Here is a 17287-nt window from a genome sequence, read left to right as displayed (position 1 = left end):
CATAAGCTTGCGATTTGACCGGCGCTGTTCAGCCGTTCCGGTTTCTTGACCGTTTGGATCGCATTGGTGTTTAAAGCTCGCGTCTGGCGAGCCTGATATATGTCGTCCCATATAGGCCGGTTTCGAAAGGGGCTCGAAAGTTTTTCGAATCTGGCACTACGCTTCGGCGAATTTGGCTTTCAGTTCGGGTGCGTTCAGGCCGGCGGCAGTCGGCCGTTGCCGATGCGCTCCATGCGGTAGCGCAGCAGCCGCAAGATGCGGCTTTCGAAATTGACGCTTTCGACGCGGTCGAACTGAAGCTGGGCGCGGTCGTGCCTGGCCAGAACAGCCGCGGTGATCGCGGCCGCCTTGGCCTTGGCGGCGTCGCAGTTCTTTTGCGGGTAGGTGGCCTTCAAGGCTTCTTCGAGTTCGCCGCCATGGTTCTTGGCGATTTCGACATGGCGCTCCTCATGGCGCTTGATGTCGGCGGACAGCGTATCCCAGAACAGCCTGACATCGGCATCGGCCTTGCGCGGGCGGCGCCACTCGGGAAGGATCACCTTCACCTTGACGGTCACCACCGCGTCGGCGATCCGGCAGGCACTCGGTGTCTGCGCATAGCTGATGCGGGTGGTGAAGGCCATTTGCGTGGCGCCGGGGTGCCGCGTGCCGGTGCTTTTCACCTCCGGCCCACGTTTGGAGAGTTGTGCCTCGATGTCGTCGAGCGTGCTGCCGCCAATGGCGAAATAGCTGTACGTCTTGACGAGATTGGCCGCCGCCGCCGGGTGCGGGGTCATGGCGAGCAGCAGCGCGCAAGCCAGAGATTGTTTCACTCCCAAGGACTGTTTTTTCATGCCAAGCATGGATCGTTTCATCATGTTGCCTCTTCGACCACCTTGCTTTACGGCCGTTGCCGGCGCAATGAAATTGATCCGCCAGGGATCACACATGATTGATGAACTCCATGGTCGATGAGCAATGACGGCCAGGCGATGGCACTTGGCGCATGGACGCCATCTCGACCTTGGCGGCAAGGCCGTGGTCGTCGGCATCCTCAATGTCACGCCCGACAGCTTTTCCGACGGCGGCCAGTTCGACGCCCCTGAAAAGGCGCTGGCCCAGGCGCGCCGCATGATCGGGGAAGGGGCACGGGTTGTCGATGTCGGCGGAGAATCGACCCGTCCGGGTGCCGCTGCGGTATCGGCCAGCCAGGAACAGGCCCGCATCCTGCCGGTGATCGAAGCGCTGGCGGGCGTGAGCGAGGTGCTGATTTCGATCGACACCTATCGCGCCGACACGGCGCGGCTGGCGGTTGCCGCCGGCGCGCATATCGTCAACGATGTCTGGGGTTTGCAGCGTGAGCCTGATATTGCGCGCGTCGCCGCCGACACCGGCGCCGGGCTTGTCATCATGCATACGGGGCGGGATCGCCAGAAGCTGCCGGATGTGATTGCCGATCAATTGACATTCCTGCGAAGGTCGCTGGAAATCGCCCGCCAGAACGGCATCACCGACGATCATATCGTGCTCGATCCCGGTTTCGGATTCGCCAAGGAGACGGCGGAGGAAAATCTCGACCTGATGGCACGCTTTTCGGAATTGCATGCACTTGGCTTGCCGCTGATGGCCGGTACGTCGCGAAAGCGCTTCATCGGCACGGTCACCGGCCGTGATGCCGCCGACAGAGCGGTCGGAACATCGGCGACCAGCGTCATCTTGAGGCTCCAGGGCGCCGATCTGTTTCGCGTCCACGATGTCGCATTCAACGTGGACGCTTTGGCGCTCGCGGATGCTATGCTGGCGCGTCGGACGGACCGAGCGAGAAACTGAGCGATGTATGTCATCCGCATGAAGAACTGCGCTTTCTTTGCCCGGCACGGCGTGCTGGACGAGGAGGAAAGGCTCGGCCAGCGCTTCTATGTCGATGCCGTTCTGACCGTCGATCCAGGCCGCGCACTGGCCGAGGATTCGATCGAGGATACAGTCCACTACGGCATTGCATTCACAGTCATTGAAAAGATCATCACCGGGCAGCGCCGTTTTCTGATCGAGTCGCTGGCGCTCGAAGTGGCCCGTGCGCTGACAGCGCGTTTTCCGCAGATAAAGAAAGCCGAGATCACGGTGCGCAAGCCGAACGCACCGGTGCCCGGCGTGCTCGATTATGTCGAGGTGACCGTTGTCTGGCCCGAATAGTACCGTTTATCTCAGCCTTGGCGGCAATCTTGGCGATCCGGCGAAATCCATGGGCGCGGCGCTGCGCATGCTGGATGCCGACACGGATACGCGTGTCACCGGCGTCTCCTCGCTTTATCGCACGCCGCCCTGGGGCAAGCTCGATCAGCCGGATTTTCTCAATGCGGCCGCCGAAATTTCCACTGTGCTTGCACCGCGTGCCTTGCTCGACCTCTGCCTCGATGCGGAGCGCAAGCTGAAGCGGGTGCGCGAGGAGCGCTGGGGGCCGCGGCTGATCGACATCGACATTCTGGTGTTCGGCGACCGCGTCATCCACGAGACCGGGCTGGAGGTGCCGCATCCGCGCATGCTGGAGCGCGCCTTCGTGCTGGCGCCGCTGGCCGAGATCGCGCCCGGCCTGGTTGTCAGCGGTCGCAGCATCACCGACCGTCTGGTCGCCGTCGATACTTCAGGCATCGAGCGATTGTCCTCCGGCCGGGATTGGTGGTTGGCCTAGGTGCGTTGATATTCAGGTGATGCCGGCCTGCAAACGGCGAGTTCCTGCGCTTCCGGTGCTCACGTACCCAAATGTACGCTCCGCTCCGGTTCTCGGAACCCACCGTTTTCGACTCGGCCTGACCTGAATCTCAACACACCTTGGAGCGGGGTCTTAACCGGAGAAACCGCCGCCATCCAGGAACGTCTGCTCCTGCGGGGTGGTTTCGCGGCCAAGCATCTTGTTTCGGTGCGGAAAACGGCCGAAATTCTGAATGATATCGCGGTGTTCGACAGCGTATTTCAGGTAGGGCTCGGCCCTGGCCTGCGTCAGCTCGACCGAAATGTCCTGGTCGGCCAGCAGTTCCGAATGCTCGTACGGCAGATAAAGGAAAACACGGAGTCTTTCCTCGAGTGCCAGGTCATGGCCAGCCGCGACCGCCCTCTCTGCGAAATATCTGGCGAGCGGATCGGTCGCGTACATATGGCCGGTGCCGCGAAAACAGTTCCGGGGAAACTGGTCGAGCAGGATCATCAGCGCCAGCGCGCCTTCGGCATGTTCCAGCCAGTCGTCGCATTCACGCCGCGCGGCGGCGTAGTGCTGGCCGAGAAAGCGGTCGCGGAACTCGGCATCGAATGCCTCGTTCTTCTCGAACCAGGCATCCTCGCCGGCATCGCGCCAGAATTTGGTGACCGACAGGGCCCTGCTGTCCAATTCCATGCCTAATTCCTTGCTCAATCGGCGGGTTCGGACTTGTGCAGCACACCCGCGGTTTCTTCATTGAGTGCCTGACCAGGCCGGCGCGGCGTGGAGAGCGGTGTCGGAATCGGCGTACCGATATTGCCTCTCAGGAAGCGCTGTCCGGCGCGAATGCCTTCGGCAAGCTGGGTTTCGAAGCGATCGGTGTCGCGGCGCCTGACGTCTTCGATCGTTTCAGCCACGTCTTCGGGGTCGACGCCCAGCGATTCCAGGGCCGAGCCGCCGAAAACAAGTGCGGATTCGAAGGTTTCACGCAGCTGGTAGTCGACGCCGGCGCGAATGAGCTGCAGCGCGGTACCACGATCGAAAGCGCGGGCCAGCACGGTGAGCAAAGGAAACTCAGCCTTGATCAACTGGGCGATGCGAACAGCCACATCGGCCTTGTCGACGCAGATCAGCACGGCGCGCGCACGGCCGGCGCCGGCGGCATGCAGGATGTCCAGTCGCGTGCCGTCGCCATAATAGACCTTGAAGCCGAAATCGGCCGCCGCCTGGATCATTTCGACGTCATTGTCGATGATCGAGACGTCAATGCCGCGCAGCAGCAGCGGCTGGCTCGCGATCTGGCCGAAGCGGCCGAAACCAATGACCAGCACGCTGCCGGTCAGGCCATCGGCGACATCGACCCCGTCGAGCGACTGCTCGTCACGCGGCGTCAGATAGCGCAAGGCGATGATGGCCAGCGGCGTCAGCACCATGGAGATGATGACGATCGCCGTCAGCGTCGCGTTGGCCTGGCCATCGATGATGCCGACCGCCGCGGCCGCCGAGTAAAGGACAAAGGCGAATTCGCCGCCTTGTGCCATGAAGACCGCGCGCTCCAGGGCTTCGCGGTGGCCTGATTTCAGGATGCGGGCGACGATGTAGATACCGAATGCCTTCATCACCATGTAGGCGACGACATAGATGGCGATCAGCCGCCAGTTCGCCGCGACCACATGCAGGTCGAGCGACATGCCTACCGCGAGAAAGAACAGGCCAAGCAGGATGCCGCGGAAGGGTTCGATGTCGGCTTCGAGTTGGTGGCGGAAGGTCGATTCAGACAAAAGCACGCCGGCCAGGAAGGCACCCATCGCCATCGACAGGCCGCTGAGCTGCATGGCGAGGGCTGACCCCAGGACGACCAGAAGTGCCGCGGCGGTCATCACCTCGCGGGCACGGGCATCCGCCAGGATGCGGAAGAACGGGTTGAGCAGATAACGGCCGGCCACCACCAGGCCGATGATCGCGGCAAGGCCGATGCCGACCTCAGTCAGCCGCTCCGACAGGCTGGTGTCGGCTCCACCGGGCGCCAGGAACGCGATCAGGGCCAGCAGCGGCACGATGGCAAGGTCCTCGAGCAGCAGGACCGATACGATGCGCTGGCCTTTCGGTGCGGCGATTTCACCGCGTTCCTCCAGGAGTTGCATGACGATCGCCGTCGAGGTCAGCACGAAGCCGGCGCCGGCGACGAAGGATTGCGCGATCGGAAACCCTCCCGCCATGCCGACACCGGTCAGCAGCAGCGCGCAGACGCCGACCTGCAGCGCGCCGAGGCCGAAGATCTCGCGGCGCAGGCCCCACAGCCGCGATGGCTGCATTTCCAGCCCGATGATGAACAGGAACATCACCACACCGAGCTCGGCGACATGAAGAATGGCTTCCGATTCGGAAAAGACGCCGAGGCCGAACGGACCGATCACCACGCCGGCGGCCAGATAGCCGAGGATCGAGCCAAGGCCCATGCGCTTGAAGATCGGAACGGCAACGACGCCGGCAGCAAGCAGTGCCACCACCTGAATCAGATCACTGCCCGATGCTTCCGCCGCCATGCCTCTTGTCCCTGTGTGTATCAGAACTCCTTGCATGCAGTTGGAGTGGGAGGCAAGGCGAGAAATCTGCCGGGAAGGGTAGGGGTGCCGCTGCAACGATTCACCTGGTGGACAACGGTCCCCGCTTGCCTGCCGGACGTTCGGCATCTATATCAGGCACATGCCTGACTATTCGTCCCGACCGTCTTCGACGCCACATATCCCGATGGATGCGCTCAGCGAAGTTCTGCAAGACTTTCGCTTGAGTGGTGTCAACTATGGCCGCTGCGAGCTCCGGCACCCATGGAGCATAGACTTTCCGCAACAACAGCTGCTTCGGTTTCACTTTGTCGGCCAGGGCCCGTGCTGGATTCATACTGAATCGCAAGGCTGGCAGGAGTTGCGCGATGGCGATCTGGTGCTGCTGCCGCAAGGCATCGCCCATCGGCTGGCGAGCGCACCGGACGTTGCAGGGGACTCGCTCGAAGGTTGCCAGGTGATCAAGTTGGGGGGCAACGTCTGCGAAGTGGTACGGCAAGGAACGGGCGCGACGAGCACCCTTTTCTGCGGCTCCATGGCCTTGGACTCCTATGCGCTCAACCCATTGATCACGTTGATGCCGCCTGTCATCAAGGGTTGCGACGTGGCCGGCAATGACCCGGTCGTCGGTCCTTTGCTGGCGGCCATGACGGTGGAGGCCTCGCAACCGCAGATGGGCAGCGCCACGATTCTGTCGCGTATGGCCGACTTGCTGACGGCCCGGCTCATACGCTGCTGGGTCAATTGCAACGGAGCCTCGACCACCGGTTGGCTCGCAGCCATCCGCGACCCCCATATAGGCCGCGCTTTGGCGGCCATGCACCGCAGCCCCGGCCACAACTGGACGCTGGGAAGCCTGGCCGGCGTGGCAGGCCAATCGCGTTCGATTTTCGCCGAGCGTTTCAGTGCGGTATTGGGGGAGGGTGCCGCACACTATCTCGCCCGCCTGCGCATGCAGCTTGCCCGCGAATTGCTGGGCCAAAACGGCTTGTCGGTTGCCGAAGTCGCTACCCGTTTGGGCTATGATTCCGAGGCATCCTTCGCGCGCGCGTTCAAGCGCATCACCAATGTCTCGCCGGGCGTTGTGCGCCGCACAATTCCCGGACGAATGGATATGAATTTCGGATTCTAAGATACATATCATCCGAGTGGACTCGCCTATTTAAGACCTCCAAACTTTGGAGATCTTTCCGTGACTGACACAACATTACAGCTTGAAGACGCCGCGATTGGCCTTGATGCCGATGCACCAGCCGCATGGAGCGCAGCCACCTGGTTCGCGGTCATTTCATTGGCGGCCACCAGCTTTGCCCTGGTGTCGGCCGAATTCCTGCCCGCAGGTCTGCTGACGCCAATGGCACGCGATCTCGGCATCAGCGAGGGGACGGCCGGCCAGGTCGTCACCGCCACCGCTTCCGTCGGCGCCGTGACGGCCATGTTGAGCAATGTTCTCATCGGCCGCCTGAACCGCAAGGCGGTGCTGGTTGGTCTCAGCGCCCTTGCGGTCGGTTCCAATATCCTGGCGGCGCTGGCGACCGATTTCTGGCTGTTGCTGTTGGGCCGGGCCGGGCTGGGCATCGCTCTCAGCGCTTTCTGGGCACTTTCGGTCGCCGTCGTGGCGAGGCTGGTTGGCGCCAATGCGACAGGTCGGGGCATGGCGATCGTCACCCTCGGCGTCTCGCTTGCCACCATTGCCGCACCGTCTATGGGCGCGTTGATCAGTGACTGGATAGGGTGGCGCAGTGCCATGGCCATGACGGCGGGGCTGGCCGCGCTTGCCATGCTGCTGCAGTTTCTCAGCCTGCCGACCTTGCCTGCAACGGCAAGCAACAGCCTTGCAGATGTATTTCGGCTGACCCGGCGGCGCGGCATCCAACTCGGCATGCTGGCCATTGTTTTGCTGATGACGGGGCATTTTGCCGGCTCGGTCTATGTGCGTCCCTTCCTCGAACAGGTGACACTCCTTACAACCGGACCGATTGCCCTGGCTCTGCTCGGGTTTGGCATCGCTGCCGTGATCGGTAATGTTGCCGGCGGCCGCATGGCCGACACCAACATCCACATGGCCCTCGCAGTCACCGCGGCGTTGATGGCGGTTGCGGCACTTACTTTGGTGCTTTGGGGCTCGCATATGGGCGTTGCCTTCGGCTTCGTTACGCTGTGGGGTTTCGCCTTTGGCATGGCGCCGGTGGTGCTGCCGACCAATATGTCGCGCGCGGCGCCTGATGCGCTGGAGGCAGCGGGCAGCCTGATGGTCACCTCTTTCCAAATTGCCATCACCATCGGCGCGGTTGTCGGCGGCTATGTCGTGGACACCTATGGCGCGACCGGGCCTTTGACTCTGACCGCTGTCCTTGCCGCATCGACCGCCGTCTTGGCGCTGCTGCAGCCACGCAGCTGAACTTTGCTGCCGCTGATAAAATAGCCTGAATCCGGGCCGCCGCCGATGTTGCAGGCGCGATACACAAGTTGAGGCCGGGAACACGTTGCATCTTGCCGCAATCGAAGGCTAAGGACGCTCGGCTTCGGCCATTGGAGGGTGATCGACGATCAAGTCGCGCCCTTTTTGAGGAGATGACTGACATGAAGAAGTTTTTGTTTGTTGCCGTCGGCCTGGCGGTGCTTGCCGGTTCGGCTTGCTCGAAGGCGCCCGAGTGCACGGCGGAAATCGCGACCAAGAAGGCGCAGGACATGGCTACCGCGCTGCAGGAAGCGATTACCAAGGACCCGTCCAAAGCGGCTGATCTGACGGCCAAGGTCCAGGCGGTGACAACCAAGTATCAGGGCGCTACGACATTGGCCGACGCCTGCAAGGCCTATGACGAACTGACGGCCACAATCAAAGGCTAACGCCCTGATTTGAGATCAAGGCCTAAGCGCCTGATTCGATGGGTCAAGGGAGAGGGCAGTGACCGTTGGGTCGCCGCCTTTTTTTCGGTTTTTTCAGTTCGGCGCGATGGAGCCGACTTCGACTGCGTCGACGCGCTTCAGGCTCATGCCGATCACCGGCACCAACTGGTCGTCGACGCGCACGGCAATAGTCACTGTCATCGAATTGTCGTCAGGGATGCGAGCCTGCATGACGCCGCGCAGCTGGTTGCGGTTGATGGTGAAGACCACTTTGCGGGGATCGACGACGTTGCCGCCGATGATGTCGAGGCCGGAACCGGTCGCGCCACCCATGAAGCTGCCCTTGTAGCCCTCACGGCCCTTGCGCTCGATCTTGGCCGACATCTGCTGCGTGAACATGCCAACCCGGCAGCCGCCGTCGAGCGACATGCCGACCTTGCCGTCGGGCGTCGAGCCGGTGAAGCTACAGTTGAACTTGGTGCCTTTGTACTTGCCGGCGACGATTTCGCCGGGACCGATCCACTTGCCTTCAGCAGACTGGAAGAACTGCTTGTCCGGCTCCGCCGCAGAGGCCATTCCGGCAATGCCGACGACTGCCGCAATCACCGTTGCCAAGGGCAGGACGCTGGATAGAATTACGCTTTTCATCGACCACACCCGGCAACAAAGATGCTGTTTGGAACCCGTCTGACCATGAACAAGATTGGTTAATGCTTCGTCACCGAGGGGCCGCCGCAAAGCAGTCCGGTAACGATTCCGAATGTCCGGACACTCCAGCCCGTCTCACTTGCCGGATGGGGTCGTTTCACCATCTTTCCTGGTTGCGAACGATGTCAGCGCCGAGAGGAAGTCGCCCAATCCGGGACGCTTGGCGGCGCTGAAGGGCAGGGGTCGCGCCGTCTCCATCGCGGCGATGCCGATGCGCGCCGTCATCATGCCGTTGACGACGCCCTCGCCAAGCTTGGCCGAAAGGCGCGCGGCTAGGCCGTGGCCGACGATCTGCTGGACGAAACTGTCACCGACCGCGATCGAGCCGGTAACCGCCAGATGCGCCAGCACGCTGCGCGCCAGGCGGAAGAAACCCAGCGTTCCGGGCCGTCCGCCATAGAGTTCCGACAGACGGCGAATGAGCCGCCCGGCCTCGAACACGACATAGGCGACATCGACCAGTGCGCGCGGGCTGACCGCCGTCACCAGCGAAACGCGTTTGGCGGCCTCGAGGATCATCACCTTTGCCCTGGCATCGAGAGGGCCCAGAATTTCTGCCTCGGCCAGGCGCACGAGATTGCCGCCGTCGATGATTTCGCCGCGCAGTTCGGCCAGCGCGCGCCGGCCGGCCGCGGTCTCGGGTTTGGCCGCGACAAAGGCCGACAGCTCGTCGACGACCGATCGTGCCGCCTTGGGATCGTCACGCTCGATTGCGTCGAGCGCCCGTTTCTGCAGCTTTTCGACCTCGGCGAGACGGGCGATCGCCAGGAATTCGCGAATCAGGATCACCACAAGCGCCAGCACGGCGATGGCAGCCATGCCGGCGGCCAGCCAGCCCAGCCATTCGGCGCGCGCAAAGAGGTCGCGTATGAGCTGGTCGGTCCACAAGCCGACAGCCAGCGAAACCAGCACGCCAAAGGCGCCGAAGAAGATGCTGCCGAGCAGCGAGCGTTTCCTGGGCGCGATGGCCGGTGGCGGCTCCGCGGCAATGATGTCGGGCTCGTCGAAGACATCGACTTCCGCCGGGAGGACCATCGCGACATCGGTCTTCATCGCGCGCGGTTTGCGCTGGGCATCGGCCTGGGGGCGCGGTTCTGGGTGCGTTTGTCTTGATGTGGCTTCCGGCTCGATGCGGAATGCCGCCGGCTTGCGGGGCGCGATCATGCCAAATGATCTCCAATCAGGAACTGCAAGGCACGGTCGAGCCTGATATGCGGCAGCGACAGGGTGATACCTTCAGCCGTGCGTTCTAGCTTTGGGGGACGGAAACGGACGAAGCGGATTGCAGGGTCCGCGGCATCCTGCTTGTGATCGGCTCCCGAAAGATCAAAAACCGCATCAATTTTCTCCGGTAAATCACCAGGAAATATGGCTGTTTCAGTTTTTCCATCGAAGGTTTCGCCGTTGATCTTCTCGCCGGCGATCGGCGTGCCGATAATGACGGGCAACGTCTCTCGGCCTTGCTTGACGGTGCCTTCGCGCGTCGCGCGCACCGCCGCCATGGCGACCACATCGACGTCGGCGCCGGTGAAATTCGCCCGTGCCACGGCGCGGTCGGCAAGCCGCCGCACGATCGACTGCAGGCGGTCATGGCTTTCGTGATGCAGATGGTCGGCTTTGGTCGCGGCAACCAGGATGCGGTCGATGCGCCGCGAGAACAGGTCGGTGAGGAAGCTGCCCCGGCCGGGTCGGAAACAGCTGAGGATCTCGGTTACCGCGCGTTCCAGGTCGGCCATGGCGCCGGGGCCGGCATTCAGCGCCTGCATGGCGTCGATCAGCACGATCTGGCGATCGAGGCGGGTGATGTGTTCGCGGAAGAAGGGTTTGACGACATGGGTCTTGTAGGCCTCGTAGCGCCGGTCCATCATGGCGTGCAGCGACCCTGCGCGCGGACGCCTGTCGCCGATCCCGGCCAGGGGCGCGAAAGTCAATGCCGGCGAGCCTTCGAGATCGCCCGGCATCAGGAAACGGCCGGGCGGCAAGGTCGAAAGCGCCCGCTCGTCGAGCTTGCAGGCCTTCAGATAGGCGGCGAAGCTTTCGGCCAGGCGGCGCGCCGTCATCTCGTCGGCATCGGCGTCCGGATCGATCCCAGCCGACAGCGCCCGCCAGGCCTGCGACAGGTCCTCGCGCACCGGCAGAACGGCCATTTCAAAGGCTTCGTGCGAAAAATCGGCGAAGGATTTGCCGAGCAGGGGCAGATCGAGCAGCCATTCGCCGGGATAATCGACGATATCGACCGACAGTCTGCCTGAAGAAAACATGCGGCTCCAGCCGGAAGCCGATTCATATTCGATGGTCAGCCGCAGTTCCGAAATGGCGCGCGTCGAATCGGGCCAGGCACGATCGTTGACCAGGGCGGCGATGTGGTCCTCGTACTGGAAACGCGGCACCGCGTCGTCGGGCTGCTGCTCGAGGAAGGCGCGGGCGATGCGCCCAGATTTCTGCGCCTCGAACAGCGGCAGGCGGCCGCCATGGATCAAATTGTGGACTAGGGCCGATATGAACACCGTTTTGCCGGCGCGGGACAATCCGGTCACGCCGAGGCGCAGCGATGGGGAAAAAAGCCCGGTGGCGCGGCCTGACAGCGTGTCGAGGGCAATCCTCGCCTCGTCGGTGAAGGTGGTCAGCGATGATGCCAAAATATGCTCTCTCGGACTTCGGTCCGTCCGATATAGGCTCTACAACCAGGCTTTGAAATGGCTTCAGATGGCCGGCGTCAGGAACGCTTCGAGATAGCCGGCGCCTTGGGCGGCGCTGGCAAGATCGCCGTCGAAGCGGACGACCGCCAGGCCTGCGGTCGGAAACCCGTGGTTCAGCGTGGCCCGCGCGGTTTCGTCGCCGTCGCCCGAAACTGCCATGGTGAGGTCTTCCATCATCGGGTTGTGGCCAATGACCAGCAATGAGCCCGATCCGCCATTGTCGCGGATAAGGTGGAGGTAACCGGCCGCGTCCGCGCTGTAGAGCGCGTCGAAGAACAAGACCCGGCCGGTGTCGGTCTGGCCGGCCAGGCCTTCCAGCGTCTCCTTGGCGCGTTTGGCATTGGAGCAGAGTGTGCGGTCCGGAACATAGAGGCGGGAGCGCATGGCGGCGCCCATCATTTCGGCATCGGAACGGCCGGACGCGTCGAGCGGGCGATCGAAATCCCGCATGCCGGGCAGTGCCCAGCCAGCCTTTGCATGTCGCAACAGATAAAGCCTGCTCACCCAACCTCCGAATGCCGAAGCCTCCCGGGATTAGCCACGAGAACGGCGTTGCGCACAATGCCCGTGCTCTTCAAACACAGCGAATCACCCAATGCTGCTTGCTGCAAAGGCGCTTGCGTATCGCCCCGGGATCACGGCCGATCTCGGAAAGCATGTGCCACCGGATCCAAAGTGTCTCGGCGGAGTTTGTACCAAAGCGACCGTACGCGGCTGCAAAGACCCGTGGCGGGGTACTTTAACAATTGCGTGAAACAGCGGCCGATTGCGCTTGTGCAGGCGTCGGACGACGAATATATAGGCGCCAAATTTGGGGCAGTTTGGGTGAGTCGAATGAACGACATCGTTACCGCCGATTACGTACCCTCCGAAGACGAGCCGTTCATGAACGAGCGGCAGAAATCCTACTTCCGCTCAAAGCTCGTCACCTGGAAGAATGACATATTGCGCGAAGCGCGCGAAACACTGGAAATCCTGCAGCAAGAAAACGCCAACCACCCCGATCTGGCCGATCGCGCCTCTTCGGAAACCGACCGTGCCATCGAACTCAGGGCCCGTGACCGTCAGCGCAAGCTCATTGCAAAGATCGACTCCGCCCTGCAGCGCATCGACGAAGGCACTTACGGCTATTGCGAAGAGACCGGCGAGCCGATCGCGCTGAAGCGGCTCGATGCGCGTCCGATCGCGACATTGTCGATCGAAGCGCAGGAGCGGCATGAGCGCCGCGAAAAAGTCTATCGCGACGACTGAAGGTCAAGGCCGGCGGCGCACGGCCGGCTGTCCCGAACGAACTCGATCCTGAAAATGGCCGGTTTTCCGGCCATTTCTATTGGTGCGGCATCCACCGCTCTGAGGCGCGCGAAGGCCGCAAACCCTTGATATTTGGCGCTTGGACGAGGTGGTTCGGCAGCGGACCGGCGACGATGTTTCGCGGGATAGCGACCCGGCCGCCGCTCATCTCTTCTGACTGGAGAGTTCGCCGAGAAGCTTGGTCATCTCGTCGTCGAGCGACTGCGGCGCCGCCGGCTTGCCCACGGGGCCGCCCGAACGGGGCTGGTCCAGCGACACTTCGAGTTCCCTCATCAGCGTGTCGTCGATGCTGTCTTGCACCGGCTGCGGTGGTGGCGGGGCGTGCCGGGCGGTGTTGGCATTGGCGGAGCCGTAGGCCGGCAACGGCGTGACATTGGTCGACTGATAGCTTTGCGTTGCCGGCTTCGGTGCCGGTGCCGGCGGCGCTGTTGCCCGCGGGCGGGCGGGCGTCGTGTTCACCGGCTGTGGAGCGGGTGCCTGTCTCGCCGGCGGCGGAGCGGGTTGCGGCGGACGTGGCCTTGTTGCTGCCGGGGCCGCGGTGGCCGGGACCGGCTGCAAGCCACCGTCTCCAGTCAATGCCGGCCGGCGTAGCGCCGAAAGTCGGATATCGCGCTCGACGACGACGTCAGTCGGGCCGCCGATCAGAAGCAGGTGCTCGATATCGTCACGGCGTATCAGCACCAACCTGCGATGGCTGTCGACGGCGGTGGCATCCATGACGGCCAGTCGCGTCTTGCGGTTCCGGCCACCGGCGACGAAGGTTCCGAATGTCAGGTTGCGCACCAGCTTGATGATGACGAGAACGATGACCAGCAGGACAAGCGCTGCAAACGTCCACAACAATGCTGCGGCATAACCGGGACCTGCCACGCTATCGAGCCATTGCATTGGGTTCCCCTGATCGCCCTTGGAAGTGACGAGACACTAGACCGTTGCAGCGGGCCACCGCAAGTTGCGTTTCACGCCGGTGAACAGCTAGAAAAACTCCGAAGCCCGGAAGACATCATTTTTATCCGACATTTGCCGCCCAGGCCTTTTCCGGACTAGGAGAATGTGATTCAACCCGCTAGGGGCGGGTGTCGGAACACCGGAATTCACGAGCAGGGGGCACATGGCCAAGGAAGCGCGCGGCGATTTCTATCCGGTACCGATCGTCGACCAGAATACGCGACCCGGCGCGGTCACCCGGCTTATCATTTTCATCGTCGTTCTGACTGGGGCGGCGATCGTCTTCGGGCTTTTCCGCGAGCGCCTCGGCGATCCTTTCCTGCTCGGCATGCTCGGCGTGCTGGCGATGATCGGCGTCGGCTTCCTGTTCGCGACGGCGATCGGCTTCGTGCAGGTCACGCCACGCTCGACAGGCGACGAACTGTCGAAATCCTTCGTCGATTCGATGTCGCAGGGGCTTCTCGTCACCGACACCAAGGGCCGCGTCGTCTATGCCAATCGCGCCTATGCGGATATGACCGGAGCATCGTCCGCTGCCGACCTGAAGACCGTCGAGGGATTGCTCTCGGATGTCCCCGAAGCCTCGGTGACGATCTATCGCCTGGCGTCCGGCCTGCGCGACGGCCAGTCGGGCGACGGCGAGTTTAGGCTCGCACAGTCCATTCGGCCCGGTGCCGAGCCTGGCGCCCGCTGGTACCGGGCCCGCGCCCGCGCCTTCAGCGTTCCAGGCCAGCGGCTGCCGATGCTGGCCTGGCAGCTTGCCGACATCTCGCAGGAGCGGGCCGAGCAGGAGCGCTTCTTCCTCGACCTGCAGAAGGCGATCGATCACCTCGACCACGCGCCGGCCGGCTTCTTTTCGGCCGACCAGGAGGGCCGCGTCACCTATATCAACGCCACGCTCGCCGAATGGCTTGGCATCGACCTCACCAGCTTCACGCCCGGCGCCGTGTCTCTGTCGGAGATCGTGGCCGGCGACGGCATGGCGCTGGTCCGCTCGGTCAAGGCCGACCCCGGCACCACACGCAACGCGGTGATCGATCTCGACCTGACGACCACGACGGGCGAAGCGCTGCCGGTGCGCTTCATGCACCGTGTTTCGGCCAGCCGCGAAGGATTGAACGGGCCGACACGCACGATCGTGCTCAACCGCACGCAAGGCGAGGATGCCTCTGCCGATTTGCGGGCTTCGGAAGTGCGCTTCACCCGCTTCTTCAACTCGACACCGATGGCGATCGCCGGCGTCGACCACAATGGGCGCATCCTGCGCACCAATGCGCCGTTCCTGTCGTTGTTTTCGTCTGTCGTCGATCGCGACGCCGTCGACCGTCGCGTAAGGCTCGACACGGTGATCCACGAACGCGACCGGCCGGCCTTTGCGGCTGCCTTCGAGAAAGCGCAGCAGCGGCAGGCCGACATCGAGCCGATCGACACGCTTTTGCCGGGCAACGACGAACGGCACATCCGCTTCTACGTCAACGCCGTCGCCGACGGCACCGGCGGCGAGGGCGCCGAGGAGTCGGCCATCGTCTACGCCGTCGAGACGACGGAGCAGAAGGCGCTCGAAGGGCAGATGGCGCAGAGCCAGAAGATGCAGGCGGTCGGCCAGCTTGCCGGCGGCATCGCGCATGATTTCAACAATGTGCTGACCGCCATCATCATGGCGTCCGACCTTTTGTTGACCAACCACCGTCCGTCGGACCCCTCCTTCCCCGACATCATGAACATCAAGCAGAACGCCAACCGGGCGGCTTCGCTGGTGCGGCAGCTTCTGGCCTTCTCGCGCAAGCAGACATTGCGGCCGGAAGTGCTCAACCTGACCGACGTGCTCGCCGATCTCAGGATGCTGCTCGCCCGCCTTGTCGGCAACGACATCAAGCTGAAGGTTGATCATGGCCGCGACCTGTGGCCGGTCAAGGTCGATATCGGGCAGTTCGAGCAGGTGGTCGTCAACCTTGCGGTCAACGCGCGCGACGCAATGCCGGCGGGCGGCGATCTCACCGTGCGCACCCGCAATGTGACCGCCGAGGAGTGCAAGGCCTTTTCCTACCGCGAACTCGCCCCGGCGGACTATGTCGTGGTCGAAGTCGAGGACACCGGCAGCGGCATCGCGCCCGACGTGCTGAAGAAGATTTTCGAGCCTTTCTTCACCACCAAGGAAGTCGGCAAGGGCACCGGCCTTGGCCTGTCGATGGTCTACGGCATCATCAAGCAGACCGGCGGCTTCATCTTTTGCGATTCCGAAGTCAGCAAAGGCTCGACCTTCCGCATTTTCCTGCCGCGTCACATCGCCGAAGCGAAAAAAGCAGGCGAGCCCGGCGATGCGCCGGCGGCGCCGGCAAAGGTCGCCGATCCGGCCAAGGATCTGTCGGGCTCGGCCACGGTGCTGCTCGTCGAGGACGAGGATGCCGTGCGCATGGGCGGCATGCGGGCGCTGACCTCGCGTGGCTACACCGTGCACGAGGCATCGTCGGGCGTCGAGGCGCTGGAAGTGTTCGAGGCGCTGGGCGGCAAGGTCGATATCGTCGTTTCCGATGTGGTCATGCCGGAAATGGACGGACCGACACTGCTTGGTGAATTGCGCAAGCGCCAGCCGGACATCAAGTTCGTCTTCGTGTCCGGCTACGCCGAGGACGCATTCGCCAGAAACCTCCCGGCAGATGCGCATTTCGGCTTTCTGCCCAAGCCGTTTTCGCTCAAGCAACTGGCGACGATCGTCAAGGACGTGCTGGAGTCTTAGAGCCTTTCCCATGTTCCACCTTGCACAACGCCGTGACAACGCCATGATTGCGGGTGAAACGGCAGGAAGGCTTAGGGGGAGCAACTGGTGACGCCGCACAACGAAGCGGACAAGGACGACTACGCCGACACGGTTTTGTTGCCGGGTGACCCGCAGCGCGCCGAGTGGATGGCGCAAACGTTCCTGGAAGCGCCGCGCTGCATCAATCGCCGCCGCGGCGCGCTTGGCTTCACCGGGCTGTTTGGCGGCAAACCCGTCAGCATTCAGGCGACGGGCATCGGCGTTTCATCATTTCTGATCTATGCGCATGAATTGCTGGACCATTATGGCGCCCGGACGTTGATCCGCACCGGCACCTGCGGCAGCCTGACCGCAAAGGCAAAACTGCGCAGCCTTGTCATCTCGCAATCGGCACAGGCGGAAAGCGCCCAGAGCGGCCAGGTTTTCGGCCTTTATGGACCCGCTGGCCCCGACCCGGCGCTCCTCGCATCGTCACTGGCCAAGGCGGTAGAATTCGGCATCGACCATCATGCCGGCCTGACGGTGTGCAGCGACATCTTCTATCACCCGGAAGGGCGCGCCCGTTTTGCCGTTGCGCGGGCGCAAGGAGCCCTGGCCGTGGATATGGAAACCAGCGCGCTATATCGCATATCGGAGCATTTCGGAGCGCGCGCGCTGTCGATGTGTGTCGTGGTCGACAACATCGAGACCGGCGAACAGACCGACTATTCCGAGCGCCAGGCGCTTTTCACCGACATGAGCCGTCTGGCGCTCGCTGTCGCAGCCGAGAGCTAGCCGA

Annotated in this window: 17 protein-coding genes; 9 read left to right on the top strand and 8 right to left on the bottom strand. The window is 63.1% G+C overall.

From position 1 onward, the window contains the following. Nucleotides 1–194 precede the first annotated feature (194 nt). Complete coding sequence (locus tag NP945_RS12085; RefSeq protein ID WP_256746474.1) at nucleotides 195–854, bottom strand: DUF922 domain-containing Zn-dependent protease; 660 nt, start codon at nucleotides 852–854, stop codon at nucleotides 195–197. Between the two features lie 103 nt (nucleotides 855–957). Between NP945_RS12085 and folP the strand changes: the two genes are divergently transcribed. Genes folP through folK form a run of 3 tightly spaced genes read left to right on the top strand, consistent with a single transcriptional unit; the run spans nucleotide 958 to nucleotide 2668 of the window. After that, on the top strand, nucleotides 958–1809 hold the full coding sequence (gene folP / locus NP945_RS12080) for a dihydropteroate synthase (protein ID WP_256746458.1): 852 nt from the start codon (nucleotides 958–960) through the stop codon (nucleotides 1807–1809). Between the two features lie 3 nt (nucleotides 1810–1812). Then, complete coding sequence (gene folB, locus NP945_RS12075) at nucleotides 1813–2172, top strand: dihydroneopterin aldolase (protein WP_023813034.1); 360 nt, start codon at nucleotides 1813–1815, stop codon at nucleotides 2170–2172. Then, nucleotides 2156–2668 (top strand): 2-amino-4-hydroxy-6-hydroxymethyldihydropteridine diphosphokinase, encoded by a 513-nt coding sequence (gene folK / locus NP945_RS12070; protein WP_256746457.1) that lies wholly within the window; start codon nucleotides 2156–2158, stop codon nucleotides 2666–2668. The genes folB and folK overlap by 17 nt, the downstream gene beginning before the upstream one ends. Before the next feature lie 153 nt (nucleotides 2669–2821). Here the strand turns inward: folK and NP945_RS12065 are convergent, their stop codons facing one another. After that, entirely contained in the window at nucleotides 2822–3367 is a 546-nt protein-coding gene (locus NP945_RS12065; protein WP_256746456.1) for a DUF924 family protein, read from the bottom strand. Between the two features lie 14 nt (nucleotides 3368–3381). Next, nucleotides 3382–5217 carry a monovalent cation:proton antiporter-2 (CPA2) family protein gene (locus tag NP945_RS12060; protein ID WP_256746455.1) on the bottom strand — a complete coding sequence of 612 codons (1836 nt, stop codon included), beginning with the start codon at nucleotides 5215–5217 and terminating at the stop codon, nucleotides 3382–3384. A 160-nt stretch (nucleotides 5218–5377) separates the two neighbouring features. Here NP945_RS12060 and NP945_RS12055 point away from each other — a divergent pair, with 160 nt between their 5' ends. The 3 genes from NP945_RS12055 to NP945_RS12045 all read left to right on the top strand — a co-directional run bounded on the left by NP945_RS12055 (nucleotide 5378) and on the right by NP945_RS12045 (nucleotide 8085). Continuing rightward, nucleotides 5378–6367, top strand: a complete 990-nt coding sequence (locus NP945_RS12055; RefSeq protein WP_185929064.1) for an AraC family transcriptional regulator — start codon at nucleotides 5378–5380, stop codon at nucleotides 6365–6367. A gap of 60 nt (nucleotides 6368–6427) precedes the next feature. Then, nucleotides 6428–7636 carry an MFS transporter gene (locus tag NP945_RS12050; protein ID WP_256746454.1) on the top strand — a complete coding sequence of 403 codons (1209 nt, stop codon included), beginning with the start codon at nucleotides 6428–6430 and terminating at the stop codon, nucleotides 7634–7636. A 182-nt stretch (nucleotides 7637–7818) separates the two neighbouring features. Continuing rightward, nucleotides 7819–8085 (top strand): hypothetical protein, encoded by a 267-nt coding sequence (locus NP945_RS12045; protein ID WP_127271315.1) that lies wholly within the window; start codon nucleotides 7819–7821, stop codon nucleotides 8083–8085. A gap of 93 nt (nucleotides 8086–8178) precedes the next feature. Here the strand turns inward: NP945_RS12045 and NP945_RS12040 are convergent, their stop codons facing one another. The 4 genes from NP945_RS12040 to NP945_RS12025 form a co-directional block, all read right to left on the bottom strand. Further along, nucleotides 8179–8733 (bottom strand): hypothetical protein, encoded by a 555-nt coding sequence (locus tag NP945_RS12040; protein WP_128303571.1) that lies wholly within the window; start codon nucleotides 8731–8733, stop codon nucleotides 8179–8181. 135 nt (nucleotides 8734–8868) lie between these two features. After that, nucleotides 8869–9957: a YcjF family protein gene (locus NP945_RS12035; RefSeq protein WP_256746453.1), complete on the bottom strand. Its 1089-nt coding sequence runs from the start codon at nucleotides 9955–9957 to the stop codon at nucleotides 8869–8871. Beyond that, nucleotides 9954–11432: a YcjX family protein gene (locus NP945_RS12030; protein ID WP_256746452.1), complete on the bottom strand. Its 1479-nt coding sequence runs from the start codon at nucleotides 11430–11432 to the stop codon at nucleotides 9954–9956. The genes NP945_RS12035 and NP945_RS12030 overlap by 4 nt, the downstream gene beginning before the upstream one ends. A 63-nt stretch (nucleotides 11433–11495) precedes the next feature. Next, nucleotides 11496–11996 (bottom strand): histidine phosphatase family protein, encoded by a 501-nt coding sequence (locus NP945_RS12025; RefSeq protein ID WP_256746451.1) that lies wholly within the window; start codon nucleotides 11994–11996, stop codon nucleotides 11496–11498. 330 nt (nucleotides 11997–12326) lie between these two features. On the opposite strand from NP945_RS12025, the gene dksA reads away from it, so the two are divergent. Next, nucleotides 12327–12743: an RNA polymerase-binding protein DksA gene (gene dksA, locus NP945_RS12020; RefSeq protein ID WP_013531862.1), complete on the top strand. Its 417-nt coding sequence runs from the start codon at nucleotides 12327–12329 to the stop codon at nucleotides 12741–12743. 204 nt (nucleotides 12744–12947) lie between these two features. Here the strand turns inward: dksA and NP945_RS12015 are convergent, their stop codons facing one another. Then, entirely contained in the window at nucleotides 12948–13691 is a 744-nt protein-coding gene (locus NP945_RS12015) for a flagellar biosynthetic protein FliO (RefSeq protein WP_256746450.1), read from the bottom strand. A gap of 223 nt (nucleotides 13692–13914) precedes the next feature. On the opposite strand from NP945_RS12015, the gene cckA reads away from it, so the two are divergent. After that, nucleotides 13915–16488, top strand: coding sequence for a cell cycle histidine kinase CckA (cckA, locus tag NP945_RS12010; RefSeq protein WP_256746449.1), 2574 nt, complete (start codon nucleotides 13915–13917; stop codon nucleotides 16486–16488). An 87-nt stretch (nucleotides 16489–16575) separates the two neighbouring features. Then, the gene (locus NP945_RS12005; RefSeq protein WP_127271305.1) at nucleotides 16576–17283 is read left to right on the top strand and encodes a purine-nucleoside phosphorylase; all 708 of its coding nucleotides are present in this window, start codon (nucleotides 16576–16578) and stop codon (nucleotides 17281–17283) included. Nucleotides 17284–17287: the final 4 nt, after the last annotated feature.

It is taken from the genome of Mesorhizobium sp. LMG17149, from assembly GCF_024518695.1.
Lineage (GTDB): Bacteria > Pseudomonadota > Alphaproteobacteria > Rhizobiales > Rhizobiaceae > Mesorhizobium.
This window is presented reverse-complemented; position numbering and strand designations above follow the sequence as displayed.